Consider the following 21640-nt stretch of genomic DNA (forward strand, 5'->3'; position numbering starts at 1 on the left):
ACACGCAGAAACCCGCAGGCTCTGGTTCCTCCTTGCGGAGAAGCCGGCCGGACTTACCGGCGAGCCTGCGGGTCGGTGACTGCTTGGAATTGGCCGATGACCGGCCTGCACTGCAAAGAGCGCGACAACGGGCGTCAGCCCGCAGTCACCTCACGAGTCCGAGAAGAAATCACTTCCGGAACACCTCCTTTCTTCGTTGGCAGCAGCCTAGGAACGGGCGGGGGCTGCCACAACCCATTTTTTTCTCAGCGCCGGTAGAAGATCCGGTCCCGGTACTCCGTCATGACGCGCCCGTTCCACTCGTGGCCGCCGTCGACGTTCCCCGACCGCAGCATCGGCGGCTCGATCCCGCGCGCCACGAGCTGCTCCGCCGCGGCGGCCATCATCGCCTGCATCACCGCGCTGGTGACCACCGTCGACGCGGGTCCGAAGGGTGCCTCGATCCCCTTGGTGGTCAGCTCCGCGTCGCCGATGGCGATCTTGCTGTCGAGCACGATGTCGCAGTGGTCCCGCAGGAAGCCGCCCGAGGCGTGCCGGGACCGGGTGCCGTCCGCGTACGCGACCGAGGTGACGCCGATGACCTTCAGGCCGAGCGCGCGCGCGTTCATCGCCATCTCCACCGGCAGCGCGTTGCGCCCGGAGAGCGAGATGATCACGAGGACGTCGCCCGCCTCGGCGGGGCTGGAGTCGAGGACCGCGCTCGCCAGTCCGTCGACCCGCTCCAGCGCCGAGCCGAGGGTCGCGGGCATGACGTCGACGCCGACCGTGCCCGGCACGGCCAGCAGGTTCATCAGGGCGAGTCCGCCCGCCCGGTAGACGACGTCCTGCGCGGCGAGCGAGGAGTGCCCGGCGCCGAAGGCGAAGAGCCGGCCGCCCGCGGCGACCGTGTCGGCGATCGCGGCACCGGCGGCCGCGATGTTGCCGGACTCCTCGTCGCGTACACGCTCCAGCAGGCCGATCGCTGCATCGAAGAACTGACCGGCCAGCTTGCTGTCGCTCATCGAGGAGGCCCTTTCCAGCGGTGAGAATGGTCCGTGGGGTGTCCGTGCCGCGGATCACGTTGCGGTCTGGACCACTGACCTGTCAATACCGCCCACGCCGCTCCGCTGCACGGTGTTCTGTCGGCGCGGCACGGTTGTCGGCGGTATGCGTCAGAATTGGGTCCAGGGCAACGACGTTTTTCATGTCACAGCATCGAGGGGCACGAATGTCCGGACTGATCGACACCACGGAGATGTATCTCCGCACCATCCTCGAACTCGAAGAGGAAGGCGTGGTGCCCATGCGCGCCCGGATCGCGGAACGGCTGGACCAGAGCGGTCCGACGGTCAGCCAGACGGTGGCGCGGATGGAGCGCGACGGCCTGGTGCAGGTCGCGGGCGACCGCCACCTGGAGCTGACCGGCGAGGGGCGCCGCCTCGCGACCCGCGTCATGCGCAAGCACCGGCTCGCCGAGTGCCTGCTCGTCGACGTGATCGGCCTGGAGTGGGAGCAGGTGCACGCCGAGGCCTGCCGCTGGGAGCATGTGATGAGCGAGGCCGTGGAGCGGCGGGTGCTGGAGCTGCTGCGCCACCCGACGGAGTCGCCGTACGGGAACCCGATCCCGGGCCTGGAGGAGCTGGGCGAGAAGGCCGAGGCCGACCCGTTCCTCGACGAGGGCATGGTGAGCCTGTCGGAGCTCGACCCGGGCGCCGAGGGCAAGACCGTGGTCGTGCGCCGGATCGGTGAGCCGATCCAGACGGACGCCCAGCTGATGTACACGCTGCGGCGGGCGGGTGTGCAGCCCGGGTCCGTGGTCAGCGTGACCCAGTCGCCCGGCGGGGTGCTGGTCGGCAGCAGTGGCGAGGCGGCGGAGCTGGACGCCGAGGTCGCCTCGCATGTGTTCGTGGCCAAGCGCTGACGGATTCGCGGCCGGGCGCGACGGACGCTGAAGCATGACGTCCGCTTCCTTATTTTTCCGTCCGGAACAGCAGCGCTCGGACGGATCGCGTGCGAGGCTGTGGCTGAGGCATACCTGAGAGTGTCGGCCACCTGACCGTGCGGGTCGGGGAGGGAGCAGGCGCATGCGCCCGTGGTACTTGCTCGTTCGGCATGTTCGGTCCGTTCCGTACGTCGTGCACGTACGGGTTTCGCACGTCCCGGTTGTCCGCGTCCCGGCTGAGCACGTCCCGGTTGCGCACGCAGAGGGCCCCGGCGCCTTGCGGCGCCGGGGCCTGTCCTCCCCTGTTCCGACCCGGAGCCCCGAGCTCTCAGGGTCGGTCCCCACGGGCCCTCATCCCCGAGTGGCCCGCCTCCCGGTGAAGATCTCCCCTCCGCGGCCGGGGTCAATCCTTCGCGCCGGTCACTCGAACGAGGGGTGTTGGACGGCGGAACCCGGTTTTCGAATAAAGGTTCGATAGTCTGCGGTGGTGCGACCACGCGGTGATCGAGCGGGATCAAGCGGTGATCGAGGACCAGAAGGGGGTGCCAGGACATATGGTGCGGCGCATCGATGTGACCGGGACCGGCGGCGTACGCCTCGCGGCCTGGGAGTTCGCCGACCCGCCCAAGGGGCGCACGGAGGGCGAGAGCGCCCCCGGGGTCTTATTGCTCCACGGTTTGATGGGCCGGGCCGCGCACTGGGCCCCGACTATCCGCTGGCTCGCCGAGCGGTATCGTGCCGTCGGCCTCGACCAGCGCGGGCACGGCCGCAGCGAGAAGCCGGCCGAAGGTCCGTACACCCGTGAGGCGTACGTCTGCGACGTCGAGGCGGCGATCGAACAGCTCGACCTCGCCCCCGTCACCCTCGTTGGACATGCCATGGGGGCGCTCACCGCCTGGCAGCTCGCCGCGAAGCGCCCCGATCTCGTCCGGGCGCTGGTCATCTGCGACATGCGGGCCTCCTCGCTCGGCGCGGCCTCGCAGCGGGAGTGGGAGGACTGGTTCACGTCCTGGCCGGTGCCGTTCGCGACGCTCTCCGACGTGCGGAAGTGGTTCGGCGAGGACGATCCCTGGGTGGAGCGGCCCAATCCGGCCCGCGGCGAGTTCTTCGCCGAGGTGATGGCCGAGCGGGCCGATGGCTGGCGCCCCCTCTTCTCCCGCCGCCAGATGCTCCAGTCCCGCGCGACCTGGGTGTTCGACGCGCACTGGGAGGAGCTGGCACAGGTCCGGTGCCCGGCCCTGGTGCTCCGCGGCCTCGACGGCGAGCTGGGCCGGGCGGAGGCCCAGGAGATGGTCCGCGTCCTGCCGCGCGGGCAGTACGCGGAGGTGGCCGATGCCGGTCATCTCGTCCACTACGACCAGCCGGAGGGCTGGCGCGCGGCGGTCGAACCCTTCCTGGAACAGTTCGCCGAGGACCCGCAGGAAGACCGCGAGCCCGTATCCCCGTAGGCGACCGCGCGCACGTATCCCGTACAGCGAGGGCGCCTCGCCGCGCACCTGCTCCAGGGTGCCCTGGGCCCGGATCGTGCCGGCGGCCATGACGGCCACCCAGTCGCAGAGGGACTCCACCAGTTCCATCACATGGCTGGAGAAGACGACGGTCGCCCCGGAGTGGGTGTAACGCTCCAGAACCTCGCGGATGGTCTGCGCCGACACCGGGTCGACGCCCTCGAACAGCTCGTCCAGGAAGAGCACTTCGGGGTTGTGCAGCAGCGCCGCCGCGAGCCCGATCTTCTTCCGCATGCCGGTCGAGCAGTCGACGACCAGCTTGTGCTGGGCGCCCGCCAGGTCGAGCACATCGAGCAGCTGGGTGGCCCGTATGCGCGCTGCCTTTCGGTGTCCCCGTGTATGGGGACCACCCTACGAAAGGGCGCTCTGCGCAAGGCGTTCTCGCGCATCGGCCGCTTCCCGCGCGCAGGCGTAGGCGAGCGGGCTGATGAGCTCCTCCGCGTCCGGCAGCCACCGGTTGGCGTGGGTGGGCCGGCGCGCCCACTGCACCGCGCCGCGCCCGCCGACCCAGGTCGGCGGCCCCGTCACGTAGTGGCCGTCACCGCGGCCGACGAGGTCGATCGAGGCGGCCCGCCAGCCCAACTTCCGTACGAGATCGTCCGCCTTGGCCGCCGCGCCCGGCAGGACGAAGAAGTACATCCGCCGGTCGGGGGTGCGGGTGACGGGCCCGAGCGGCAGTCCCATCCGCTCCATCCGGGCCAGCGCCAGGAACCCGGCGGACTCCGGTACCTCGATCGCGTCGAAGGCGCGGCCGGTGGGCAGCAGGATCGACGCCTCCGGGTGCCTGGACCACATCCGGCGGGCCGCGGCACCGCTGCCGGTCGCCTGGCCCGCCCAGTCCGGTCCGGCGGGATGGGCGCCGGGGGAGGCGCAGCCCGCGTCGCCGCAGGAGCACCGCTCGGCCCCCTCCGCGGCCTCCAGCCAGGTGCCGGGGCACACGTCCCAGTGCCGTTCCTCCGCGTACCGCACGGCTGCGTCGAGCAGTTGCTCGCCCCGCTGCCGGGGGACCTGCGGGGCTTGAGTGATCACGATGGGCTCTTCGACTCCGATGGGCTCTTCCACGCACAACACAACTACCGCCACCACCCGGGGTTACGGGCGTGGCGAGCGCGGTCACGACGTACCGATCCGGCATACGGGGCGCACGGATGCATGGACGGGGGCGCGCGCGAGGCGGTGCCCGGACGGGCGGGTAGCCACTTACGGGCGCCTCCCGAACGGTCGGCCTCTGTCATATGCCGACACGGATGACGCACGTATGCCGAACGTATGCCGACACGAATGGCAAGGAACACGACGGACCTGACGATCACGATGAATGTGCGCATTTTCCGTGCAATTGCCGGGCAGTGATCCGCTCATCGATCACTGCGGCCTCAGGGGGAAACATGGCAGCCAGGCCTCTCGTCGCCCGCCAGCCGAACGAACGGCTCCAGGCGCTCATTCAGGAAGCCGGATGCTCCAACGCCGGCCTCGCCCGCCGCGTCAACATGGTCGGCGCGGAACGCGGGCTCGATCTGCGGTACGACAAGACCTCCGTGGCCCGCTGGCTGCGTGGACAGCAACCGCGCGGCAGGGCACCGGGAATCATCGCCGAGGCGCTCGGCCGCAAGCTCGGCCGTACGGTCACGGTCGACGAGATCGGCATGGCCAACGGCAAGAATCTGGCGTCCGGCGTCGGCCTGCAGTTCGCCCCGACCGTGATCGGCGCGATCGAGCAGGTCTGTGAGCTGTGGCGCAGCGACGTCGGCCGCCGCGACTTCCTGTCCGGTTCGACGGTCGCCTCCTCGGCGCTGGTCGAACCCAGCCGCGACTGGCTGATCACCGGCGCCGACCCGCAGGTGGCGCGGCCCGCCGGGGCCCGCGTCGGGATGTCGGACGTGGCGGCGGTCCGGGCGATGACGGCCGCGCTCGTCGACCTCGACCACCGGTTCGGCAGCGGACATGTGCGGCCGGTCCTGGTGCACTACCTGAACAGCGTGGTCTCCGGGCTGCTCTCGGGGGCGTACCGCGAATCGGTCGGCCGGCAGCTGTTCGCGGCGGTGGCCCGGCTCACCGAACTCGGCGGGTACATGGCCGTCGACACGGGCCAGCCGGGTCTCGCGCAGCGCTACTACATCCAGGCGCTGCGCCTGGCGCAGGCGGCGGGCGACCGGGCGTACGGCGGTTACGTCCTGGCCGCGTCGATGAGCCATCTCGCCGCGCAGCTGGGCAATCCGCGCGAGATCGCCCAGCTGGCGCGGGCCGCGCAGGAGGGTGCGCGCGGGCGGGTCACCCCGAGGGCGGAAGCGATGTTCTACGCGGCGGAGGCGCGCGGACACGCCCTGCTCGGCGACGCCGGCACCTGCCAGGCGGTGACGGGCCGGGCGCTGACGGCCATGGAGCGCGCCGAACCGGAGACGGGGGACGACCCGGACTGGATCGTCCACTTCGACCACGCCTACCTCGCCGACGAGCTGGCGCACTGCCACCGCGACCTCGGCCAGGCGGAGGCGGCCGCACGCCGGGCGAAGGAGTCCCTGGACGGCCACCCGGAGTCCCGGACCCGCCGCCGCGGCATCGGCCTGGTGCTCCTGGCCACGGCCCAGGTGCAGCTGCGCGAGGTCGAGCAGGCCTGCCACACAGGCACCCGGGCGATGGAACTGCTGGGGTCGGTGCGCTCCAGCCGGGGCGCGGAGTATCTGGACGATCTGCAGCAGCGGCTGGTGCCTTACGGGGACGAGGCGGCGGTGCGGGAGTTCGGGGCGCGGCTGGAGCTCCAGGCGGCGTGACGGGGAGGGCGGACCGGGGATCGCGTCCGGGTGCCCCTTGACCGCGCCGCGAGGGCGCTGGGCGTTACAGCTCGTGTGCTGGGTGTTACGGCTCGTGTGAAGGGGTCGTGAGTGACCACACGCGCTTGGCGAACGGCGGCAGCCACCCGATAGCGTGAGCCGACGATTCCGTAGGTTTACACGTAGGAGTCCCGGTGACGCAGAGCGGACAGGGTGACGAGCAGCAGCTCCCTGCTGTACGGCCCGCGCACGAAGGTGTCGTGCTGCCCGCGGGTGGCGGTGAGCCCTGGATACCAGGGGGGCCCGCGGATCAGGCCGCCCCGGCGGGCGGCCAGCCGTGGGGGCAGCCCTGGGGGCCGCAGGCGGCGCACCAGGACGCCTCGTCGCAGCCGCAGGGGCCGTACGGCCAGGGCAGCGATCAGTACGGGCAGCCGGCGCAGGCGTACGGACAGCCTCATTCCGCCCAGCCGCTGCCCCCCGCGCACCCCCAGCACCACCCCCAGCAACACCACCAGCCCCAGCAGCCGTACGCGCAGCCGTTGCCGCCCGAGGCCGTGCCCGGGATGAGCATGGGCGGGGACGCGGACGCCACGCAGTACATCGCGCCGGTGCCCCCCGGCTCCGCGCCGGGCGGGCTGCCGCCGGAGAGCCCTGCCGAGGCCACCCAGTTCCTCGACCACGGAGCCCCGCAGCCGCAGGCGTACCAGCAGCAGCCGCCCGCGCACGGGGGCGACGCCGAAGCGACCCAGTACATCCCGCCCGTCCCCGGCGGCGCCCCGTACGGCATCAGGCCCGGGGTCCCCGGCGACCGGCAGCCACCCGCCGAGTTCGACAACCTCTTCCGCGACGAGGAGCCCTCGGGCGCCACCCAGCAGATGCCCCAGTTCGATCCCGGCCGGCAGCACCAGGGCGCCTACCAGCCTCCTCAGGCGCCCCAGCCCCACGCGCCGCAGGCCCCGCAGCCGCCGTACCAGCCCGTGGACGACGGGCCGCAGGGGCGGGCCGGGCAGCGCAAGAGACCGGCGCACGTCACGCTCATCGCGGCGGTCGTCGTCGGCTGCGCCGTCGTCGGCCTCGGCGCGGGTGCGCTGATGAGCGGCGGCGGCGACGACAATAGCGAGGACAACAAGCAGCCGGTGGCGGCCGCGAGTTCGCCCGCCGGCGAGCCCTCCACGCAGGCCGCGGCCGATCCGGCGAAGCCGCAGGCCGAGGCGCTCGACAAGCTCCTGGCGGACAGCAACAACAGCCGTGCCGCGGTCATCGGGGCCGTCGAGAAGACCAAGAACTGTACGGACCTGGACCGGGCCGCGGCCGATCTGTTGGGCGCCGCCCAGCAGCGCCGTGATCTGGTGACCCGGCTCCAGGGTCTGAGCGTCGACCAGCTGCCGAACCACGACCGGCTCACCGCCTCCCTCACCAAGGCCTGGCAGGCGTCCGCCTCCGCGGACGAGCACTACGCCGCGTGGGCCGGCCAGGCCAAGGACGGCAAGAAGGTCTGCAAGCACGGCAAGGCCCGGACCAACACCTCCGAGTTCCAGCAGGCCACCGTGCAGAGCGGCGAGGCGAGCAAGGCGAAGCGGGAGGCGTCGGGGTTGTGGAACTCGATCGCGTCGAAGTACGGGCTGACCCGGCGAGCGTCGACCGAGCTCTGAGGACCGCGCCCGCCGGGCGGTCCTGAAGCGGGGTGCCGGGGGCGCGAGCCCCGGCACCTCATCATCTCTTCGCGCTCGCGTCCGCCAGCGTCTTCGTGACGTCCACGAAGCCCTTCTTGTCCGCGACGAGCCGCCCGTTCCGTACCGCCTGGAACGTCACCTCGGTGTTCACGACGCGCGGGTACGCGGACGAGCCGAGCATGTCCTTGAAGCTCCAGCGCAGCTTCGGCGTGAGGCCGCCGGTGTCGACCGGGGTGCCGTTGTTGAGCGCGGAGACGAGTTTTTGGGCGGTGATCCGCGGGGCGTCGATCGCCTTCACGAGCTCGGTCAGCGCGGTGTACGCGATCCACGTGGTCTGGACGCCCGTGTCGGCCGGGTCGATCCGGTTGTCGCCGAAGGCGTGCTTACGGATCACCTCCCGCATCCGGTTCCAGCGGGCGTCGCCCGAGTCCGGGTACCAGCCGGTGACGTAGGCCCCCTCGAACGGGCTGTTCCGGCCGCCGGTGCTGTCGATCAGCGGCTGCCCGACGCTGCCGAGGACGGACGAGATCCTTACGTTCCCGTACGACGGTTCGAGCCGCCGGAAGGAGTCGAAGAACGTCCCCGTATGGTCCCCGAGCACGGCCGTCACACAGCCGCCGTCCGCCCCCGCGGCCTTGAGCGCCTGCCCGGCGGCGTCGTCGTACGAGGTCGCCGACTCCGCCGCCCGGATGTCGACGGGCTCGGGCCGGCCGGCGTCGGTGAGGCCGGTCCTCAGGAGCCAGGCCTGGCCGTCGCCGCCCAGGGTGTCGGGCCGCACCATGGACACCCGCTCGCAACTGCGGGCGAGCTGCCGGGCGTTGCCTGCGAGGAGCGCCGCCTGGCCGCCGTTGACGGGATAGGAGGTGTAGCTGCTGAACTCCTCCTCGGAGGCCCCGTAACCGCCGATGTAGGGGATTCCGGCGGTCTCCAGCGGTGCCATGAACGACGACCCGTAGCGGCTGTACGAGCCGACGACCGCCACCGCCTTCTCCTTGACGGCCAGCCGGGCGCAGTTCCCCGCGCCGGTCGAGGTGTCCGACTCGTCACAGGTCACGACGCGCAGCCGGTGACCGTCGAGGCCGCCGTTGTTGTTGACCCAGCGGGCGTACGCACGCGCCATGGCGGTCATGCCCGACATGTTCACCGGGTTCACCGTGTCCGGTTTCGCCGCGCCGCCGGGGGCCCACGTCACCACGGTGAGGGGCTCCCTGGAGTCCCCCGAGGCCCCAGGGAGCACACCGCAACCGGTGACCAGCAAGGCCCCGGCCGCCGCCGTACTCGTGAGGAACGTGTAGGGGCGGTGTGAGGTGGGGCGTCGCCGTCCGGTCATGGGAATGAACATTTCCTGCCGCGGGGTAACGCCACAGTGTGCTCCGTGCAACGCTCGGTGACATCCGGGTGAATTGCGGGGGCCGGTGCGGGGAGCCCGAAAGGGAACGTACGATCGACAACCGTGCAGCAATGTTCGGAGAACACTTCCCGTCGCGGCCGTCGCTCCTCCACCATGGGCGGCATGCCGCTGAATGACATGCCCTGGTGGCGCTGGCGCAGCAACGTGCGCTCGGCGCTGCACATGCTCTCCGACCCCGTCTTCCACCACGAGTGCTGGCTGGCCGGCCGGGAAGGGTACGGCGACGTCACCGACGCCGTGTACCGCCTGGTCGAGGACACCTGGCTGGACAACTGGTCCGCCGAGAAGTACATCGGGACGATCTTCCGCGACGCCAACGAGTCCGCCCTCGTGGACGTCGCCGTGCTCCGGGTGCTGCGCATCATGCACCAGGTCGGCGCGGACGCTCCCGTCTCGGCGTATCTGGAGCACCACGGCTGGCCGGAGGCCGTACGGGCCGCCCGCGAGGCCCATGTGCTGCTCGCCACCAACGACGCGGAGGACCCGGACACCCCACCGCGCTCCCTGGACGTGCTCCGCATCCTGATCAGGTCGGCCTGATACCGGCCCGATATGGCACGCTACGGGGATGACCGCGCCGCAGCCTGCTGAAACCACACCGGAGCAGTACGTCCTCATCCTCTCCTGCCCGGACAAACAGGGCATCGTGCATGCTGTGTCGAGTTATCTCTTCATGACCGGCTGCAACATCGAGGACAGCCAGCAGTTCGGCGACCACGACACGGGTCTGTTCTTCATGCGGGTCCACTTCTCGGCGGACAGCCCGGTGACGGTCGAGAAGCTGCGGGCCAGCTTCGCCGCGATCGGCGACTCCTTCCGGATGGACTGGCAGGTCCACCGTGCCGCGGAGCGGATGCGGGTCGTGCTGATGGTCAGCAAGTTCGGCCACTGCCTCAACGACCTGCTGTTCCGCTCGCGGATCGGGGCGCTGCCGATCGAGATCGCCGCCGTCGTCTCCAACCACACGGACTTCGCGGAGCTCGTCGCCTCCTACGACGTCCCCTTCCGGCACATCCCGGTGACCAAGGAGACCAAGGCCGCCGCGGAGGCGGAGCTGCTGGAGCTGGTCCGCGAGGAGAACGTCGAGCTGGTCGTCCTCGCCCGCTACATGCAGGTCCTCTCCGACGATCTGTGCAAGCAGCTCAGCGGCCGCATCATCAACATCCACCACTCCTTCCTGCCGAGCTTCAAGGGTGCGAAGCCGTACCACCAGGCGCACGCCCGCGGCGTGAAGCTGATCGGTGCGACGGCGCACTACGTGACGGCCGACCTCGACGAGGGCCCGATCATCGAGCAGGAGGTCGAGCGGGTGGGCCACGGCGTCACCCCGGACCAGCTGGTCGCCATCGGCCGCGACGTGGAGTGCCAGGCGCTGGCGCGCGCGGTGAAGTGGCACGCGGAACGCCGCATTCTGCTCAACGGCCGCCGTACGGTGATCTTCGCGTAGCGCCGCGGACGGTGCGGCCTGCCCGAAGGCGGTTGCTGAAGATCTTGTTCAAGGGGCTGTCCGGCCGCAGGCCGGGGCAGCCCCGCACTCGTTTCGCGCCACCTGTGACCCAGGTCACTTCGCCAATCCGGTAAACCCCCGCGCCCCGTCCTGCAACCAATGGGGCAACACGCTTCGAAAGCAGATGTGTTGACGAGCGGGAGGACACGGATGAAGACGTCGTACCAGCCCCATCCACGCGGCAGTCGCCGAATGTTCCGAAGGTCGGTGCCCGCGCTTGCCGCTGCGGCGGCCCTGGTCGTCGGCCTGGGGGGTTCATCGGCGGTGGCCGACCCCGGGGCCCGGCACCGGGTGGTTTCCACCCCGGACGCGCCCGCGGCGATCGGGCCCTACTCGCAGGGAATCTCTGCCGGGCACCTCATGTTCGTCTCGGGTCAGCTTCCGATCGACCCGAAGACCGGTTCACTTTCCGCCGACGCGTCCATCGAGGAGCAGACGCGCCAGGTGCTGCGCAATGTCGAGGCCGTACTGAAGGCCGACGGCATGTCGCTGAAGAACGTGGTCAGCACCACCGTCTACGTCGCCGATCTCGACGACTTCGCCCGCTTCAACTCCGCATACGCCGAATACTTCGGCTCCACCGCGCCGCCCGCCCGGGCAACCGTCGAGGTCGCGCGCGTGCCGCGCGACGCGAAGGTCGAGATCTCTGCCATCGCCGTCCGATGAGACACAGCCGAAAGGACATGGCCATGCCGAAACTGCACACAGGCACAGCATCCGGGGTCTCCCGGCGGGGTTTCGTGGGTTTTTTGGGGGCGGGAGCGGCGACGGTCGGCATCGGCGGGGTGGCTGCCGCGCCGCTCGCGCACGCTGCCGCGCCGCCCGTGGGCTCCACCGTGCTTCCGCCGACCTCGTCTCCGGACTACTGGAGCGCGGTGGAGCGCCTGTTCATGCTGGACAAGAAGGTGCTCTTCATGAACGTGGGCACCGTCGGCTCACCCCCGCGCGAGGTCGTCGACACTGTCGATCGGGTCCACCGCGAGGTGGCGGTCGGCGCCGTCTCGGCCTACAGCAACTTCGCCGACGTACGTGCCGTGGCGGCCCGTGGGTACGGGTGTGATCCCGACGAACTCGTGATCTCCCACAACACCAGTGACGGAATGTCGAAGATCCTGGCGGGCCTCGCCCTGAAGGAGGGCGACGAGATCCTCACCACGAATCACGAGCACTCCGGTGGAAACGTGCCGATGGCCATGGCGCGCGACCGCCACGGCGTGGTGATCAAGCGGGTGGCGCTCCCGGTCGGCAACGACCAACGGGCCGAGGACTATGTGGAGTTGTTCCGCCGGGCGATCACCTCGCGCACCAAGGTACTGGCCTTCTCTGCCCCCACCTACAAGACCGGCACCATGCTGCCCATCCATATGCTGGCCAAGCTCGCGCAGGACCACGGCTTGATCAGCGTGGTGGACGGTGCGCACATACCCGGCATGATGGCGTACAACTTCCATGAGCTCGGAGTGGACTTCCTCGCCGGGTCGGCCGCGAAGTGGCAGTGCGGGCCCGGTGGCACGGGCATCCTCTACATCCGCAACAAGGTACTGCCGCGCTACAACCCCAACCCGCTGCCGGAGTTCTGGCCGGTGGTGTCGAGCGGCTATCCGGCCGAGGGCGGTCTGCCGCCCCGCTCGAAGGGCTCCACGGCGAGCTACGACATGGCGTCGCACCTGCAGACCGTCGGCAACAGCAGCCTGGCGATCATGGCCGGCGTGCGCAACGTCTGCGAGGTGTGGGACCGCATCGGCCGGGACAGGATCCAGGACCACGTCCTCGGCCTGTCGGGCTACCTCAAGGAGCTCATCGTCGAGCGGTGGGGAGTGAAGTCCCTGTACTCACCCAAGGACGACCCCCGGCTGGTGTGCGCTCTCACCTCCTTCGCACCGTTCCGGGCGGCCGGCGATGTCCATGATGTGGAGAAGACGGCGCGGTTGGTGGCGAGACTCAAGGACGAGTACGGGATCGTGATTCGCACCAGCGACTTCCCGGTGGCCGGCTCTTCCAAGTCGCATCAGGCGGTGCGCGTGTCCACGCACCTGTTCCACCAGAAGGAGGATGTGGAACGCGTCGTCGACGCGCTGTGGGCGCTGTCGGGCGACATGTCCTGAGGCAGTCGGCGACGAGTGCCCGAGTCGTGGGCCGGCACGGGGCCGCGGAGACAACTCCGCGGCCCTGTGCTTCGTATCCGGGCGCCCGCCCCTCAGGGCTGGACGATCACGTCGATCCGTTCGTGGCGCGGCGGCCGGTCGGGTTCGGCGAAGGAATGTAGCGCCCAGAGACCGACCACGTCGGCGACGGCCACGATCACCAGCGCGAGCACCAGCATGACGAGCCGCCGTCGCCGGTCCCGCCGCTGCCATTCCGAACGGGCGTTGGCATAGGCGTCGGGAGACGGCACCACCGTCGAAGCCAGCGATTCGAGGGTGTTGCGCAGCCGGGTCTCGGGGTCGTCCACACTCATCAGTGGTTCTCCATGGCCCGCGACAGTGCGTTCATCCCGCGGGAGATGTGCGATTTCACCGCACCCTTGCTGATGCCCATCGCCTCGGCGATCTCCCGTTCCTTGAGATCCATCCAGTAGCGGAGCACCAATGCTTCACGCTGCCGGGCGGGCAGGTTCTTCAGCGCGTCGACGACCTGCCGCTGGTCTTCGTGCATCAGGGCGGTGGATTCGGCGGAGGCAATGTCGGACACCTCCACGTCGGCATGGCGCCGAGAGACCTGCAGGCGCCGTATCCGCATCCGCACGAGGTTGCACACCACAGAACGAAGGTACGCGGGTGCGGCCTCCGGCGCACGGAGTCGGTACCAGCGGTGGTGCAACGCGCAGAAAGCCTCGGCGACCACGTCCTCGGCCTCCTGCTCGGCGCCCAGCAGGACGGCCAGGCGCACGAGTTGAGCATGACGGCTGTCGAACAGCCTGATCAGCGCGGCCTCCCGCTCGACGTCCCGCAGATCGACGCCGGGTTCGATATCGGCGGGCATCGGCTGTGACGCGCTCGTCGGGGCAGAGGCGCGCACGCTGCTCGTAGCACTCGCGAGGCCGGCCGCGGACCCGGCGCTGCTCGCATCGCTCTCGGCGTCCGTGGCGATCTGGGTGCGGCGCCAGGGCTTGTCGGTACGTCTCATGACATCGCCCCGCTCTTGCGCGCGGAGGAGGCCGGTGCGAGCACCCCGGTCAGGCCGCGAGGCACGCCCAGCCGGTCCAGCAGCGGGCTGCCCAGTGCGACGACGGCGAGGTTGACCGTGAGCCCGACCACGCCTGCGTAGACCTGCACCTGTACCGGGCCGAAAGCGATCTGTACCAGCGACGAGTAGCCGCCCGCGTTCACCAGGACGGTGCCGACGACCATGCCCAGCAGCCAGCCGGCGAGCAGGGAGAGCCGATGCGGCGTCCGGTGCAGCAGCCCCAGCGCGATCGTCGGCAGGATCTGCAGCACCCATACCGCTCCGAGCAGGTGGAGATTGATGGCGGCCTGATTGCGCAGCGCGAGCGCGAAGACGAGCGCGCCCACCTTGACGACCAGCGACATCAGGCGGGCCATCCGGGTCACTTGGGCCGCCGTCGCCGTGGGGTTGACGAATTCCAGATAGACGTTGCGTGCGAACAGGGTGGCCGCGCCGATGGACATCACGGCGGCGGGCACCAGTGCCGCCACGACGAGGGCGCCCAGCAGCAGCCCGGCCGCCCACCCCGGCACGAGGCCGAGCACGAGCCGGGGTATCACCAGTTCGGAGCGGCCGGGCGGTGGCTCGACGCCGGAGGCGAGTGCCGCGATACCGAAGAGGGCGAACAGACCGAGCATCGTTGTCCAGCCGAGGAGAGTGGCCGACGACCGCCGAAGGACGTCGGTCGTGCGGGCGGAGAACGCCACCAGCAGGACATGGGGAAAGGCGAACAGCGCGAGCGCCGACCCGAGGGCCAGGGAGATGTAGGTCGGTGCCAGGGACGGGTCGGGCACGAGGGTGGAGACGCCGTCGCGCTCCATGAGCGCCGCGTCGGCGCGGGCGAACAGGGTTGCAGGCGTCCCGAGTTCGGAGAGGACCAGAAAGCCGATGGCGATCGTGGAGCCCACGACGAGAACGGCCTTCAGGACTGCGACCAGGGTCGGTGCACGCAGCCCGTACCGGTAGGTGGAAACGGCCAGCACCGCGAAGACGGCCGTCAGCGCGACATCGCCCAGAACTCCGTCGGAACTCAGCCCCAGGACGGTGAGCACAGCCCGTAGACCGAGCAGTTGCAGCGCGACGTACGGCATCGTGGCGAAGATCCCGGTGAGCGACACGGCAAGGGCGAGCAGCGGTGATCCGTACCGCTCACGTACGAAGTCGGCGATCGTGACGTGGCCGTGTGCCCGGGCCGCCGACGCCAGCCGCGGCAGCAGCACGAAGGCGATCGCGCAGATGATCACCGTGTAGGGCAGGGCATAGAACCCGATGCCGCCCGAGGTGAAGACGGCGCCCGGCACGGCGGTGAACGTGTACGCGGTGTAGATGGTGCCACCGAGAAGGCACCAGATGAGGCCCCCGCCCTGTCGACGGTCGGCCAGTGCCCAGTCCTCGAGGTCCGCCCTGACAGCGGTATCTCCGCCCGGGCGGAAGCGGGAACCCTTCAGTGCGATCGCCGAGGCCACCAGTACGACGACCGCACAGGTGATCACAGGGGCGAGGTTGCTCATGAATCCTCCAAGCTCGTTCGTGGCCTGAAGTCCGGCTCGCGGCCCATCGATCTCCACCGACGAAGCGACGGCGGAACGCCGTCGGCAGTGGAAATCAGCCACGTTGCGGTAAACCCTCGCGGGCCCACACGCAACTACACGGACGCAGAACCCATGCCGGGAGGCCGTCGTGAGGCCGAACGAGTCACCAACAAGGGGAGGGGGAAGCCCTGGTAGTCGAGGAGTGAACCACCCAATTCAGCCAAGGGATAGACCCCTGACATCGGGCCGGACGGCGTGCGGCGTGACGACCTCGCATGTCCCCGTCGCGCGAGCGCCGGCCGAGAGAGAGGTGCCACCGGATGCGTAGACGCCGGTTGCCGAGCAACGGACAAGTCGCTGGAGCGGCCACCTGGATCTGCCTGCTGGCCGTGTTCGTCGGGCCGCTCCTGGCGCCCGTGTACATGGCGGGACAACCACGTCTCCTCGGCTGGCCGTTCTTCTACTGGTACCAGTTCCTGTGGGTTCCGCTGGGCGCGGTCCTGCTGACCGGTGCCTGCTTCCTCAGCCGGCGCAGGAAGGGGCCGAACCGCTCGCCGAAAAACCGTGCTTGAAGGACGCCGGGCCGGCTCGGGCGCAGGTCCGGGGTGCGAGAGCCGACGGTGAAAACTTCAGGAAACCTCCTGTCAACCGAGGTGCGGGCGACGGCAACCCCTCCATGAACCTGTTCCGCGAATCCGATCCGCTTCGCGTGTTCTCCGTACCGGAGACCTCAAGAACTGGAGTACCCGTGCCAAGTAACGGTGCCCGCAGCGCGAGACCCACTCCGAAAACGATCCTGCTCTGGACTGGCGTCGCCCTGATCGGCGCAGTCTGTTGGGGCATGGTCGCGCTGACCCGGGGGGAGGAAATCTCGGCCATCTGGCTGGTCGTGGCCGCGCTCGGCTCGTACGCGATCGCCTACCGCTTCTACTCACGCTTCATAGCCCGCCGCGTCCTCGAGCTCGACGACCGCCGCGCCACGCCCGCTGAGCGGCTGGACGACGGCATCGACTACCAACCCACCGACCGACGGGTTCTGTTCGGCCACCACTTCGCCGCCATCGCGGGCGCTGGACCCCTGGTGGGCCCTGTCATGGCGGCCCAGATGGGCTACCTTCCGGGCACCATCTGGATCGTCGTCGGCGTGATCTTCGCCGGGGCGGTCCAGGACATGGTGGTCCTCTTCATCTCCATGCGCCGGGACGGCAAGAGCCTCGGCCAGATGGCGCGCGACGAGATAGGCAGGGTCGGTGGCACAGCTGCCCTGATCGCCGTCCTCGCCATCATGATCATCCTGTTGGCGGTGCTCGCCCTCGTCGTCGTCAACGCGCTGGCCGACTCGCCCTGGGGCACCTTCTCGGTCACGATGACGATCCCCATCGCCCTGTTCATGGGGTTCTATCTGCGCTACCTGCGCCCCGGGCGCGTGATGGAGACCAGCGTCATCGGTGTGGTCCTGTTGCTGCTCGCGATCGCCGGCGGCGGCTGGGTCGAGAACTCCTCCCTGGCCCAGCACTTCACCTGGGCACCCACGACCCTGGTCTTCTGTCTGGCCGGATACGGCTTTGTCGCCTCGGTACTGCCGGTGTGGATGCTGCTGGCTCCCCGGGACTACCTCTCCACCTTCATGAAGATCGGCACGATCGTGCTGCTGGCGGTGGGCGTGGTGGTCACCGCCCCGATGCTCAGGAACGACGCGGTGAGCCCTTTCGCCGCCTCGGGCACCGGACCGGTCTTCGCCGGGGCGCTGTTCCCGTTCCTGTTCATCACCATCGCCTGCGGCGCCCTGTCCGGCTTCCACGCCCTCGTGGCCTCCGGCACCACGCCCAAGCTGATCCAGAAGGAGTCGCAGGTCCGGCTCATCGGCTATGGCGCGATGCTCATGGAGTCCTTCGTCGCCATCATGGCGCTGGTCGCGGCATCCGTGCTCGACCCGGGCATGTACTACGCCATGAACGCCCCGGCCGGTCTGCTCGGCACCACCGTGGAGAGCGCATCCCAGGCGGTGACGAACCTCGGCTTCACCATCAGCCCGGACGCCCTGGCAGCGGCCGCGAAGTCCGTCGAGGAACAGACCCTGATCGCACGCACGGGCGGGGCGCCCACACTCGCCTTCGGCATGGCGGAGATCTTCTCGGGCGTGTTCGGCGGACACGGGATGAAGGCGTTCTGGTACCACTTCGCGATCATGTTCGAGGCGCTGTTCATCCTCACCACGGTGGACGCGGGCACACGGGTCGGCCGCTTCATGCTGCAGGACATGCTCGGCAACGTCTGGAAGCCGATCGGCCGGGTCACATGGAAGCCGGGCATCTGGATCACCAGTGCCGTCATCGTCGGCCTGTGGGGTTACTTCCTCTACGTCGGCGCCACTGATCCGCTCGGCGGCATCAACCAGCTCTTCCCCCTCTTCGGCATCGCCAACCAACTGCTCGCCGCGATCGCCCTGACCGTCGCCACGACCCTGCTCATCAAGGCCGGAAAACTACGCTGGGCATGGGTCCCCGGAATCCCACTGGTCTGGGACGTGGCCGTCACTTACACCGCCGGCTGGCAGAAGATCTTCGACAGCAACCCGAAGATCGGATTCTTCGCCCAGCGCGAGCTGTACGCGGACGCCCTCGACGCCGGGAAGATCCTGCCCCCGGCCAAGTCGCTCGACGACATGCACACGGTGGTGCTGAACTCCACCGTCGACGGCGTCATCATGGCCGTCTTCCTCGTACTGGTGACGCTCGTGATCGGCCACGCGGCCGTGACCTGCGTACGTGCCATCCGGTCCGCGGAACCGCTGCCGACGACCGAAGTGCCCTTTGTGGAGTCCGCGATCGACCTCCCGTCGGCCCGGTCCGAGGCGCTGGTCGGGGCGCGGGAGCGCGGATGAGGGCCGAGGGGCTGCTTGAACTGCCGGCCCGGCTGCTCCGAGGCATCCGGTGGTACCTGCGGGAGATATCGGGTGCGGCGGACTACGACCGCTTCTGCCGTCGGCACGAGCACCATCACCCCGGGGAGACCGTACCCACCCGGCGGGCGTACGAGCGGCTGCGTGCCCGGCACCGTGAGGCCAATCCGCAGAGCCGCTGCTGCTGACCACGGGTGGCTCGTGTCCCTGGCCCGGGCACGAGCCACCACACCCCGAAGCCGCAGGCGAGCCGCGTGACCCGATGGGGGAATCTCATGGGTACTTAGACCGACCGGCAAATGGGGGGCGGCGTCGCGGGGCCGGGCACGCGCTCCCCCAAGGCCTTAAGGGCCAGGGGGGACCCCCTCCGGCGTTGTCGTCAATCACCAACGCTCCTTCCCCAAGCTCTCGGCTTCGCTCGAGCAGGGGAGACCCCATCTGCCTCAATCCTCCGCCTTGCAGCTGCACGCACCCAGCCCCGCTCCTTCTCCCGCCCCCCATTTGCCGGTCGGTCTTACAGTCTGCTCAGGGACGCCGCCGCGAACAGCACGTCGCGGATCGCCTCGCGGTCGCCCTCCTGACCGGCCGCAGCCTCCACCGGAGGCACGTGTCCGGCCACCAGTCGGCAGAACTCGACGCCGTCCAGCGCGACCTGCGCCACCGTGTGCGCGGCCGAGCCGACCGCGGCGGGGGAGTCCAGCGGGATGTACCAGTCGCCGCCGCCCGTGCCCTCGATCTCCAGATGCAGCGAACGGCCCGGTGAGCCCGCCGTCACCAGATGGCGGGCCGGGCCGGCCAGTCCCGATCTGCGGCGCTCGGCGAGGGCGGCCGGGATGAGCCGGGCTGCCAGGTCGACCATCCGGTGGAGATGGGCGGCGGACGGCGCCTCGTACGGATAGTCCACCGCATCCGCGATGTCGCCGCCGTGCACCCAGCATTCGAAGGCCCGGTCCAGCAGCGCGTCGTGCATGGGGAGGGCGAAGTCGCCGTACGAGACGGAGAGTTCGGCGACTCCGCGGCCGGCGAAGGACACCGTACGGATGAGGGTGTGGCTCTGCGCGCGCCACGGTTCGTGGATCGCGCGGGTGGGCGGCCGGCGGGCCGTGGACCAGAACTTCTCGGTGCGTGCGGTGGGCGGGAGCGGCCAGTCGTCGCCCCGGCCCGTGGTGCCGTCGCCGAGCGGTACGTCGAGCCCGAGGGCCGTGGCGACCAGCCCGTCGACGGTCATGAGATGGCCGATGACACCCGCGACCGTTGTCTTGCGGTTGACCTCCGTCTCGCCCTCGAACCATCTCAGCCGCAACGGGGCGTGCCACTCCGAGCCGCCGATGTCACGCAGCAGCGCGTCGAGCCGCGCGGTCTCCGCGTCGTACGGAGCGGCCCAGTCCGGCACCGGGATCTTGGCCGGACGGCGGCTCAGGCAGGTGTCGATCACCCGGGAACGCAGCGTCGGATCGAGGTCCAGGCTGCGGTCGGTCTGGAGCAGGCCGACCGCGTCGCGCAGCCGGAGGGCCTCGTCGGCACAGGCGGCGCACTCGGTCAGATGCGCCTCGACGGCCTCTGTCTCCTCCACCGAACAGGCGGCCAGCGCCCAGGCGCCGAGGAGGGCCTTGAGGACGCGGTGGGGGAGCACCAGCGCCGGTGCGGCGGGCGGGTCCGATGGGGCGGGTGAGCCCGGTGGATCCGGTGGTGCCACGGCAGATTCCGGTTCCGGTGTCGTCGGCCGCGGGATTGGCAGCGAGGACTGGGGTTGAGGCCCGGTCGGGGGAACGGGCGGCGGCAGGGGTACGGCGTCGAGGTCGAAGTCGTCCGCGGCGGCCCGCGGTCCCGGTATGCGCCGTGCGCCCCGCACCTCGTCGCCGCGTCCGTCGTCGCCACGCCGGGCGTCCTCGCGCCCGCCGTCCTCGGGGCGGCCGCCCTCGCCTCTGTTCGCGTCGTCGTCGCCGGTCACAGCGGCCGTCCGTATCCCGGGGGCGAGGACCCCTCCAGCGGGCGGGTGTGCGCGGTGGAGAGCAGCTGGAGCCCGAGCCGCAGCCGGCGGCGGGCCTCGTCCTCGGTGACCCCGAGGTCGGTCGCGGTCTGCCGGTAGTCCCGGCGCTGGACGTACGCGAGCTCCAGCGCGGCCCGCAGCGGGGCGGGCATGGACGCCACGATGTAGTCGGCGCGGGCGGCGGCGGTGGCCCGGCGCACCCGCTCCTCCAGATCGTCGGGGGAGGCGGCCCCGGAATGCTCGTCCGTACCGTCCGTACCGTCCCGGAGGCCGTCCGCCTCCTCGCGCAGCCGCCGCACGGACTGGCGGTGCGTGAGCCGGGCCACCCAGGACCGCATCGAGCCCTGCTTCGGGTCGTACGCGTCCGGGTTCTCCCACACGTAACCGAAGACCTCGCGGGTCACCAGGTCGGCGGCGGTCTCGTCGTCGAGCATCCGGTGGGCCTGGCTGTGCACGAGCGAGGCGAACCGGTCGTAGAGCTCGCCGAGCGCAGCCGCCTCACCGCGTGCCAGCCGCTGCTGCATCTTGCGGTCCCAGCGGGGTGGTGCGTTTCTCGCCATGCGACCCCCAGCCCTGTTCCCCTCGTCACATCGAATGTAGTCGGCGGCACCGGCCACGCACGCCCGTTTACGGCAAGTACGCCCCTGAAGAGGCCGGAGATGATAGAGAATGCGCCATCCATGGGTGAAGGGATCGGGCCCGAATCGATCATTTCGGTTCGAATCCGACTGTGTCTGTCGAGCGGTCCGGTGTTTCATGGGCCTGCGGCGGGGGCAGCCGCGAGGAGGAACGGAAACTTCCGGATCGTCGGAATCCCCGGAACGAGAGGCCCAGTCGCGTGACACTGAAGGTGGCCGAGACCGTGCAGGACGACTGGACGGTGCTGCGCATACGCGGCGAACTGGATCTGGTGTCGTCGCCCGTCGTGCGCCAGTCCGTCCATGAGGCGGTCGCCACCGGCCGCCGCGACGTGGTGCTCGACCTCTCCGAGGTCCTGTTCTGCGATTCCAGCGGCGTCGGCGTGCTGATCGCGTCCCGCCGGCTGATGCGCTCCTGCGGGGGCCGGCTGCGGCTGATCCTCCCGGCCCGCGGCGCGGAGGACGGCTCCCACGTCAACCGGGTGCTCGCCGCCCTCGGCGTGCGCCGGCTCTTCGACGTCTACCCCGACCGGTACGCGGCCGTCGACGACGAGGCCCGGCCGCTCTCGGCGTGAGTGCGCGTAAGACCGACCGGCAAATGGGGGGCGGCGTCGCGGGGCCG

20 protein-coding genes and 1 pseudogene are annotated in these 21640 nt (G+C 70.3%); 12 read left to right on the forward strand and 9 right to left on the reverse strand.

Going from position 1 to position 21640, the window contains the following annotated elements:
* Positions 1-245 precede the first annotated feature (245 nt).
* Positions 246-1001, reverse strand: coding sequence for an SIS domain-containing protein (locus tag OH735_RS21190; protein WP_406383083.1), 756 nt, complete (start codon positions 999-1001; stop codon positions 246-248).
* A gap of 206 nt (positions 1002-1207) precedes the next feature.
* On the opposite strand from OH735_RS21190, the gene OH735_RS21195 reads away from it, so the two are divergent.
* Both OH735_RS21195 and OH735_RS21200 read left to right on the forward strand, forming a co-directional pair.
* On the forward strand, positions 1208-1900 hold the full coding sequence (locus tag OH735_RS21195) for a metal-dependent transcriptional regulator (RefSeq protein ID WP_266747775.1): 693 nt from the start codon (positions 1208-1210) through the stop codon (positions 1898-1900).
* 575 nt (positions 1901-2475) lie between these two features.
* Positions 2476-3369 (forward strand): alpha/beta fold hydrolase, encoded by an 894-nt coding sequence (locus OH735_RS21200; RefSeq protein ID WP_406386666.1) that lies wholly within the window; start codon positions 2476-2478, stop codon positions 3367-3369.
* A 24-nt stretch (positions 3370-3393) separates the two neighbouring features.
* Here OH735_RS21200 and OH735_RS21205 read toward each other — a convergent pair.
* Positions 3394-3738, reverse strand: a pseudogene (locus OH735_RS21205) (AAA family ATPase); the annotation flags it as partial.
* A 42-nt stretch (positions 3739-3780) separates the two neighbouring features.
* Positions 3781-4458, reverse strand: coding sequence for a bifunctional DNA primase/polymerase (locus OH735_RS21210; RefSeq protein ID WP_406383084.1), 678 nt, complete (start codon positions 4456-4458; stop codon positions 3781-3783).
* Positions 4459-4817: 359 nt separating this feature from the next.
* On the opposite strand from OH735_RS21210, the gene OH735_RS21215 reads away from it, so the two are divergent.
* Together OH735_RS21215 and OH735_RS21220 are read left to right on the forward strand one after the other, a co-directional pair.
* Positions 4818-6200: a transcriptional regulator gene (locus OH735_RS21215; RefSeq protein ID WP_406383085.1), complete on the forward strand. Its 1383-nt coding sequence runs from the start codon at positions 4818-4820 to the stop codon at positions 6198-6200.
* A gap of 194 nt (positions 6201-6394) precedes the next feature.
* Positions 6395-7852, forward strand: coding sequence for a hypothetical protein (locus tag OH735_RS21220; RefSeq protein WP_406383086.1), 1458 nt, complete (start codon positions 6395-6397; stop codon positions 7850-7852).
* Positions 7853-7913: 61 nt separating this feature from the next.
* Here the strand turns inward: OH735_RS21220 and OH735_RS21225 are convergent, their stop codons facing one another.
* Positions 7914-9203: an ABC transporter substrate-binding protein gene (locus tag OH735_RS21225; protein WP_406383087.1), complete on the reverse strand. Its 1290-nt coding sequence runs from the start codon at positions 9201-9203 to the stop codon at positions 7914-7916.
* Between the two features lie 174 nt (positions 9204-9377).
* Here OH735_RS21225 and OH735_RS21230 point away from each other — a divergent pair, with 174 nt between their 5' ends.
* The 4 genes from OH735_RS21230 to OH735_RS21245 all read left to right on the forward strand — a co-directional run bounded on the left by OH735_RS21230 (position 9378) and on the right by OH735_RS21245 (position 12896).
* Positions 9378-9824 carry a hypothetical protein gene (locus tag OH735_RS21230; RefSeq protein WP_406386667.1) on the forward strand — a complete coding sequence of 149 codons (447 nt, stop codon included), beginning with the start codon at positions 9378-9380 and terminating at the stop codon, positions 9822-9824.
* A gap of 28 nt (positions 9825-9852) precedes the next feature.
* The gene (gene purU, locus OH735_RS21235; RefSeq protein WP_406383089.1) at positions 9853-10731 is read left to right on the forward strand and encodes a formyltetrahydrofolate deformylase; all 879 of its coding nucleotides are present in this window, start codon (positions 9853-9855) and stop codon (positions 10729-10731) included.
* A 252-nt stretch (positions 10732-10983) separates the two neighbouring features.
* The gene (locus tag OH735_RS21240) at positions 10984-11457 is read left to right on the forward strand and encodes a RidA family protein (RefSeq protein ID WP_406383090.1); all 474 of its coding nucleotides are present in this window, start codon (positions 10984-10986) and stop codon (positions 11455-11457) included.
* A 23-nt stretch (positions 11458-11480) separates the two neighbouring features.
* Positions 11481-12896 carry an aminotransferase class V-fold PLP-dependent enzyme gene (locus OH735_RS21245; protein ID WP_406383091.1) on the forward strand — a complete coding sequence of 472 codons (1416 nt, stop codon included), beginning with the start codon at positions 11481-11483 and terminating at the stop codon, positions 12894-12896.
* A 92-nt stretch (positions 12897-12988) separates the two neighbouring features.
* Here the strand turns inward: OH735_RS21245 and OH735_RS21250 are convergent, their stop codons facing one another.
* From OH735_RS21250 to OH735_RS21260, 3 genes are read right to left on the reverse strand one after another with little or no spacing between them, the layout of a single operon-like run.
* Positions 12989-13249, reverse strand: a complete 261-nt coding sequence (locus tag OH735_RS21250; RefSeq protein WP_406383092.1) for a hypothetical protein — start codon at positions 13247-13249, stop codon at positions 12989-12991.
* Positions 13249-13917 carry an RNA polymerase sigma factor gene (locus OH735_RS21255; protein WP_406383093.1) on the reverse strand — a complete coding sequence of 223 codons (669 nt, stop codon included), beginning with the start codon at positions 13915-13917 and terminating at the stop codon, positions 13249-13251. Before OH735_RS21255 ends, OH735_RS21250 begins: the two co-directional genes overlap by 1 nt.
* Positions 13914-15467: a sodium:solute symporter gene (locus tag OH735_RS21260; RefSeq protein ID WP_406383094.1), complete on the reverse strand. Its 1554-nt coding sequence runs from the start codon at positions 15465-15467 to the stop codon at positions 13914-13916. The genes OH735_RS21255 and OH735_RS21260 overlap by 4 nt, the downstream gene beginning before the upstream one ends.
* Before the next feature lie 341 nt (positions 15468-15808).
* On the opposite strand from OH735_RS21260, the gene OH735_RS21265 reads away from it, so the two are divergent.
* The 3 genes from OH735_RS21265 (at position 15809) to OH735_RS21275 (ending at position 18578) form a co-directional block, all read left to right on the forward strand.
* On the forward strand, positions 15809-16060 hold the full coding sequence (locus OH735_RS21265; RefSeq protein ID WP_406383096.1) for a DUF3311 domain-containing protein: 252 nt from the start codon (positions 15809-15811) through the stop codon (positions 16058-16060).
* 104 nt (positions 16061-16164) lie between these two features.
* Positions 16165-18372 carry a carbon starvation CstA family protein gene (locus tag OH735_RS21270; protein ID WP_406383097.1) on the forward strand — a complete coding sequence of 736 codons (2208 nt, stop codon included), beginning with the start codon at positions 16165-16167 and terminating at the stop codon, positions 18370-18372.
* Entirely contained in the window at positions 18369-18578 is a 210-nt protein-coding gene (locus tag OH735_RS21275; protein WP_406383098.1) for a YbdD/YjiX family protein, read from the forward strand. The genes OH735_RS21270 and OH735_RS21275 overlap by 4 nt, the downstream gene beginning before the upstream one ends.
* Positions 18579-18904: 326 nt before the next feature.
* On the opposite strand, the gene OH735_RS21280 is transcribed toward OH735_RS21275, so the two are convergent.
* Both OH735_RS21280 and OH735_RS21285 read right to left on the reverse strand, forming a co-directional pair.
* Positions 18905-20341 (reverse strand): zf-HC2 domain-containing protein, encoded by a 1437-nt coding sequence (locus OH735_RS21280; RefSeq protein WP_406383099.1) that lies wholly within the window; start codon positions 20339-20341, stop codon positions 18905-18907.
* The gene (locus OH735_RS21285; protein ID WP_406383100.1) at positions 20338-20940 is read right to left on the reverse strand and encodes an RNA polymerase sigma factor; all 603 of its coding nucleotides are present in this window, start codon (positions 20938-20940) and stop codon (positions 20338-20340) included. The genes OH735_RS21280 and OH735_RS21285 overlap by 4 nt, the downstream gene beginning before the upstream one ends.
* A 278-nt stretch (positions 20941-21218) precedes the next feature.
* On the opposite strand from OH735_RS21285, the gene OH735_RS21290 reads away from it, so the two are divergent.
* Positions 21219-21593, forward strand: a complete 375-nt coding sequence (locus OH735_RS21290; protein WP_406383101.1) for an STAS domain-containing protein — start codon at positions 21219-21221, stop codon at positions 21591-21593.
* Positions 21594-21640: the final 47 nt, after the last annotated feature.

The sequence above is a fragment of the Streptomyces sp. NBC_01618 genome (assembly GCF_045209435.1).
Lineage (GTDB): Bacteria > Actinomycetota > Actinomycetes > Streptomycetales > Streptomycetaceae > Streptomyces.

Coding starts and splice junctions, on each gene's coding strand:
- OH735_RS21190 (WP_406383083.1), bottom strand. CDS start 1,001: ATGAGCGACAGCAAGCTGGCCGGTCAGTTCTTCGATGCAGCGATCGGC.
- OH735_RS21195 (WP_266747775.1), top strand. CDS start 1,208: ATGTCCGGACTGATCGACACCACGGAGATGTATCTCCGCACCATCCTC.
- OH735_RS21200 (WP_406386666.1), top strand. CDS start 2,476: ATGGTGCGGCGCATCGATGTGACCGGGACCGGCGGCGTACGCCTCGCG.
- OH735_RS21215 (WP_406383085.1), top strand. CDS start 4,818: ATGGCAGCCAGGCCTCTCGTCGCCCGCCAGCCGAACGAACGGCTCCAG.
- OH735_RS21225 (WP_406383087.1), bottom strand. CDS start 9,203: ATGACCGGACGGCGACGCCCCACCTCACACCGCCCCTACACGTTCCTC.
- OH735_RS21230 (WP_406386667.1), top strand. CDS start 9,378: ATGGGCGGCATGCCGCTGAATGACATGCCCTGGTGGCGCTGGCGCAGC.
- purU (WP_406383089.1), top strand. CDS start 9,853: ATGACCGCGCCGCAGCCTGCTGAAACCACACCGGAGCAGTACGTCCTC.
- OH735_RS21240 (WP_406383090.1), top strand. CDS start 10,984: ATGTTCCGAAGGTCGGTGCCCGCGCTTGCCGCTGCGGCGGCCCTGGTC.
- OH735_RS21245 (WP_406383091.1), top strand. CDS start 11,481: ATGCCGAAACTGCACACAGGCACAGCATCCGGGGTCTCCCGGCGGGGT.
- OH735_RS21250 (WP_406383092.1), bottom strand. CDS start 13,249: ATGAGTGTGGACGACCCCGAGACCCGGCTGCGCAACACCCTCGAATCG.
- OH735_RS21255 (WP_406383093.1), bottom strand. CDS start 13,917: ATGAGACGTACCGACAAGCCCTGGCGCCGCACCCAGATCGCCACGGAC.
- OH735_RS21260 (WP_406383094.1), bottom strand. CDS start 15,467: ATGAGCAACCTCGCCCCTGTGATCACCTGTGCGGTCGTCGTACTGGTG.
- OH735_RS21265 (WP_406383096.1), top strand. CDS start 15,809: ATGCGTAGACGCCGGTTGCCGAGCAACGGACAAGTCGCTGGAGCGGCC.
- OH735_RS21270 (WP_406383097.1), top strand. CDS start 16,165: ATGAACCTGTTCCGCGAATCCGATCCGCTTCGCGTGTTCTCCGTACCG.
- OH735_RS21275 (WP_406383098.1), top strand. CDS start 18,369: ATGAGGGCCGAGGGGCTGCTTGAACTGCCGGCCCGGCTGCTCCGAGGC.
- OH735_RS21285 (WP_406383100.1), bottom strand. CDS start 20,940: ATGGCGAGAAACGCACCACCCCGCTGGGACCGCAAGATGCAGCAGCGG.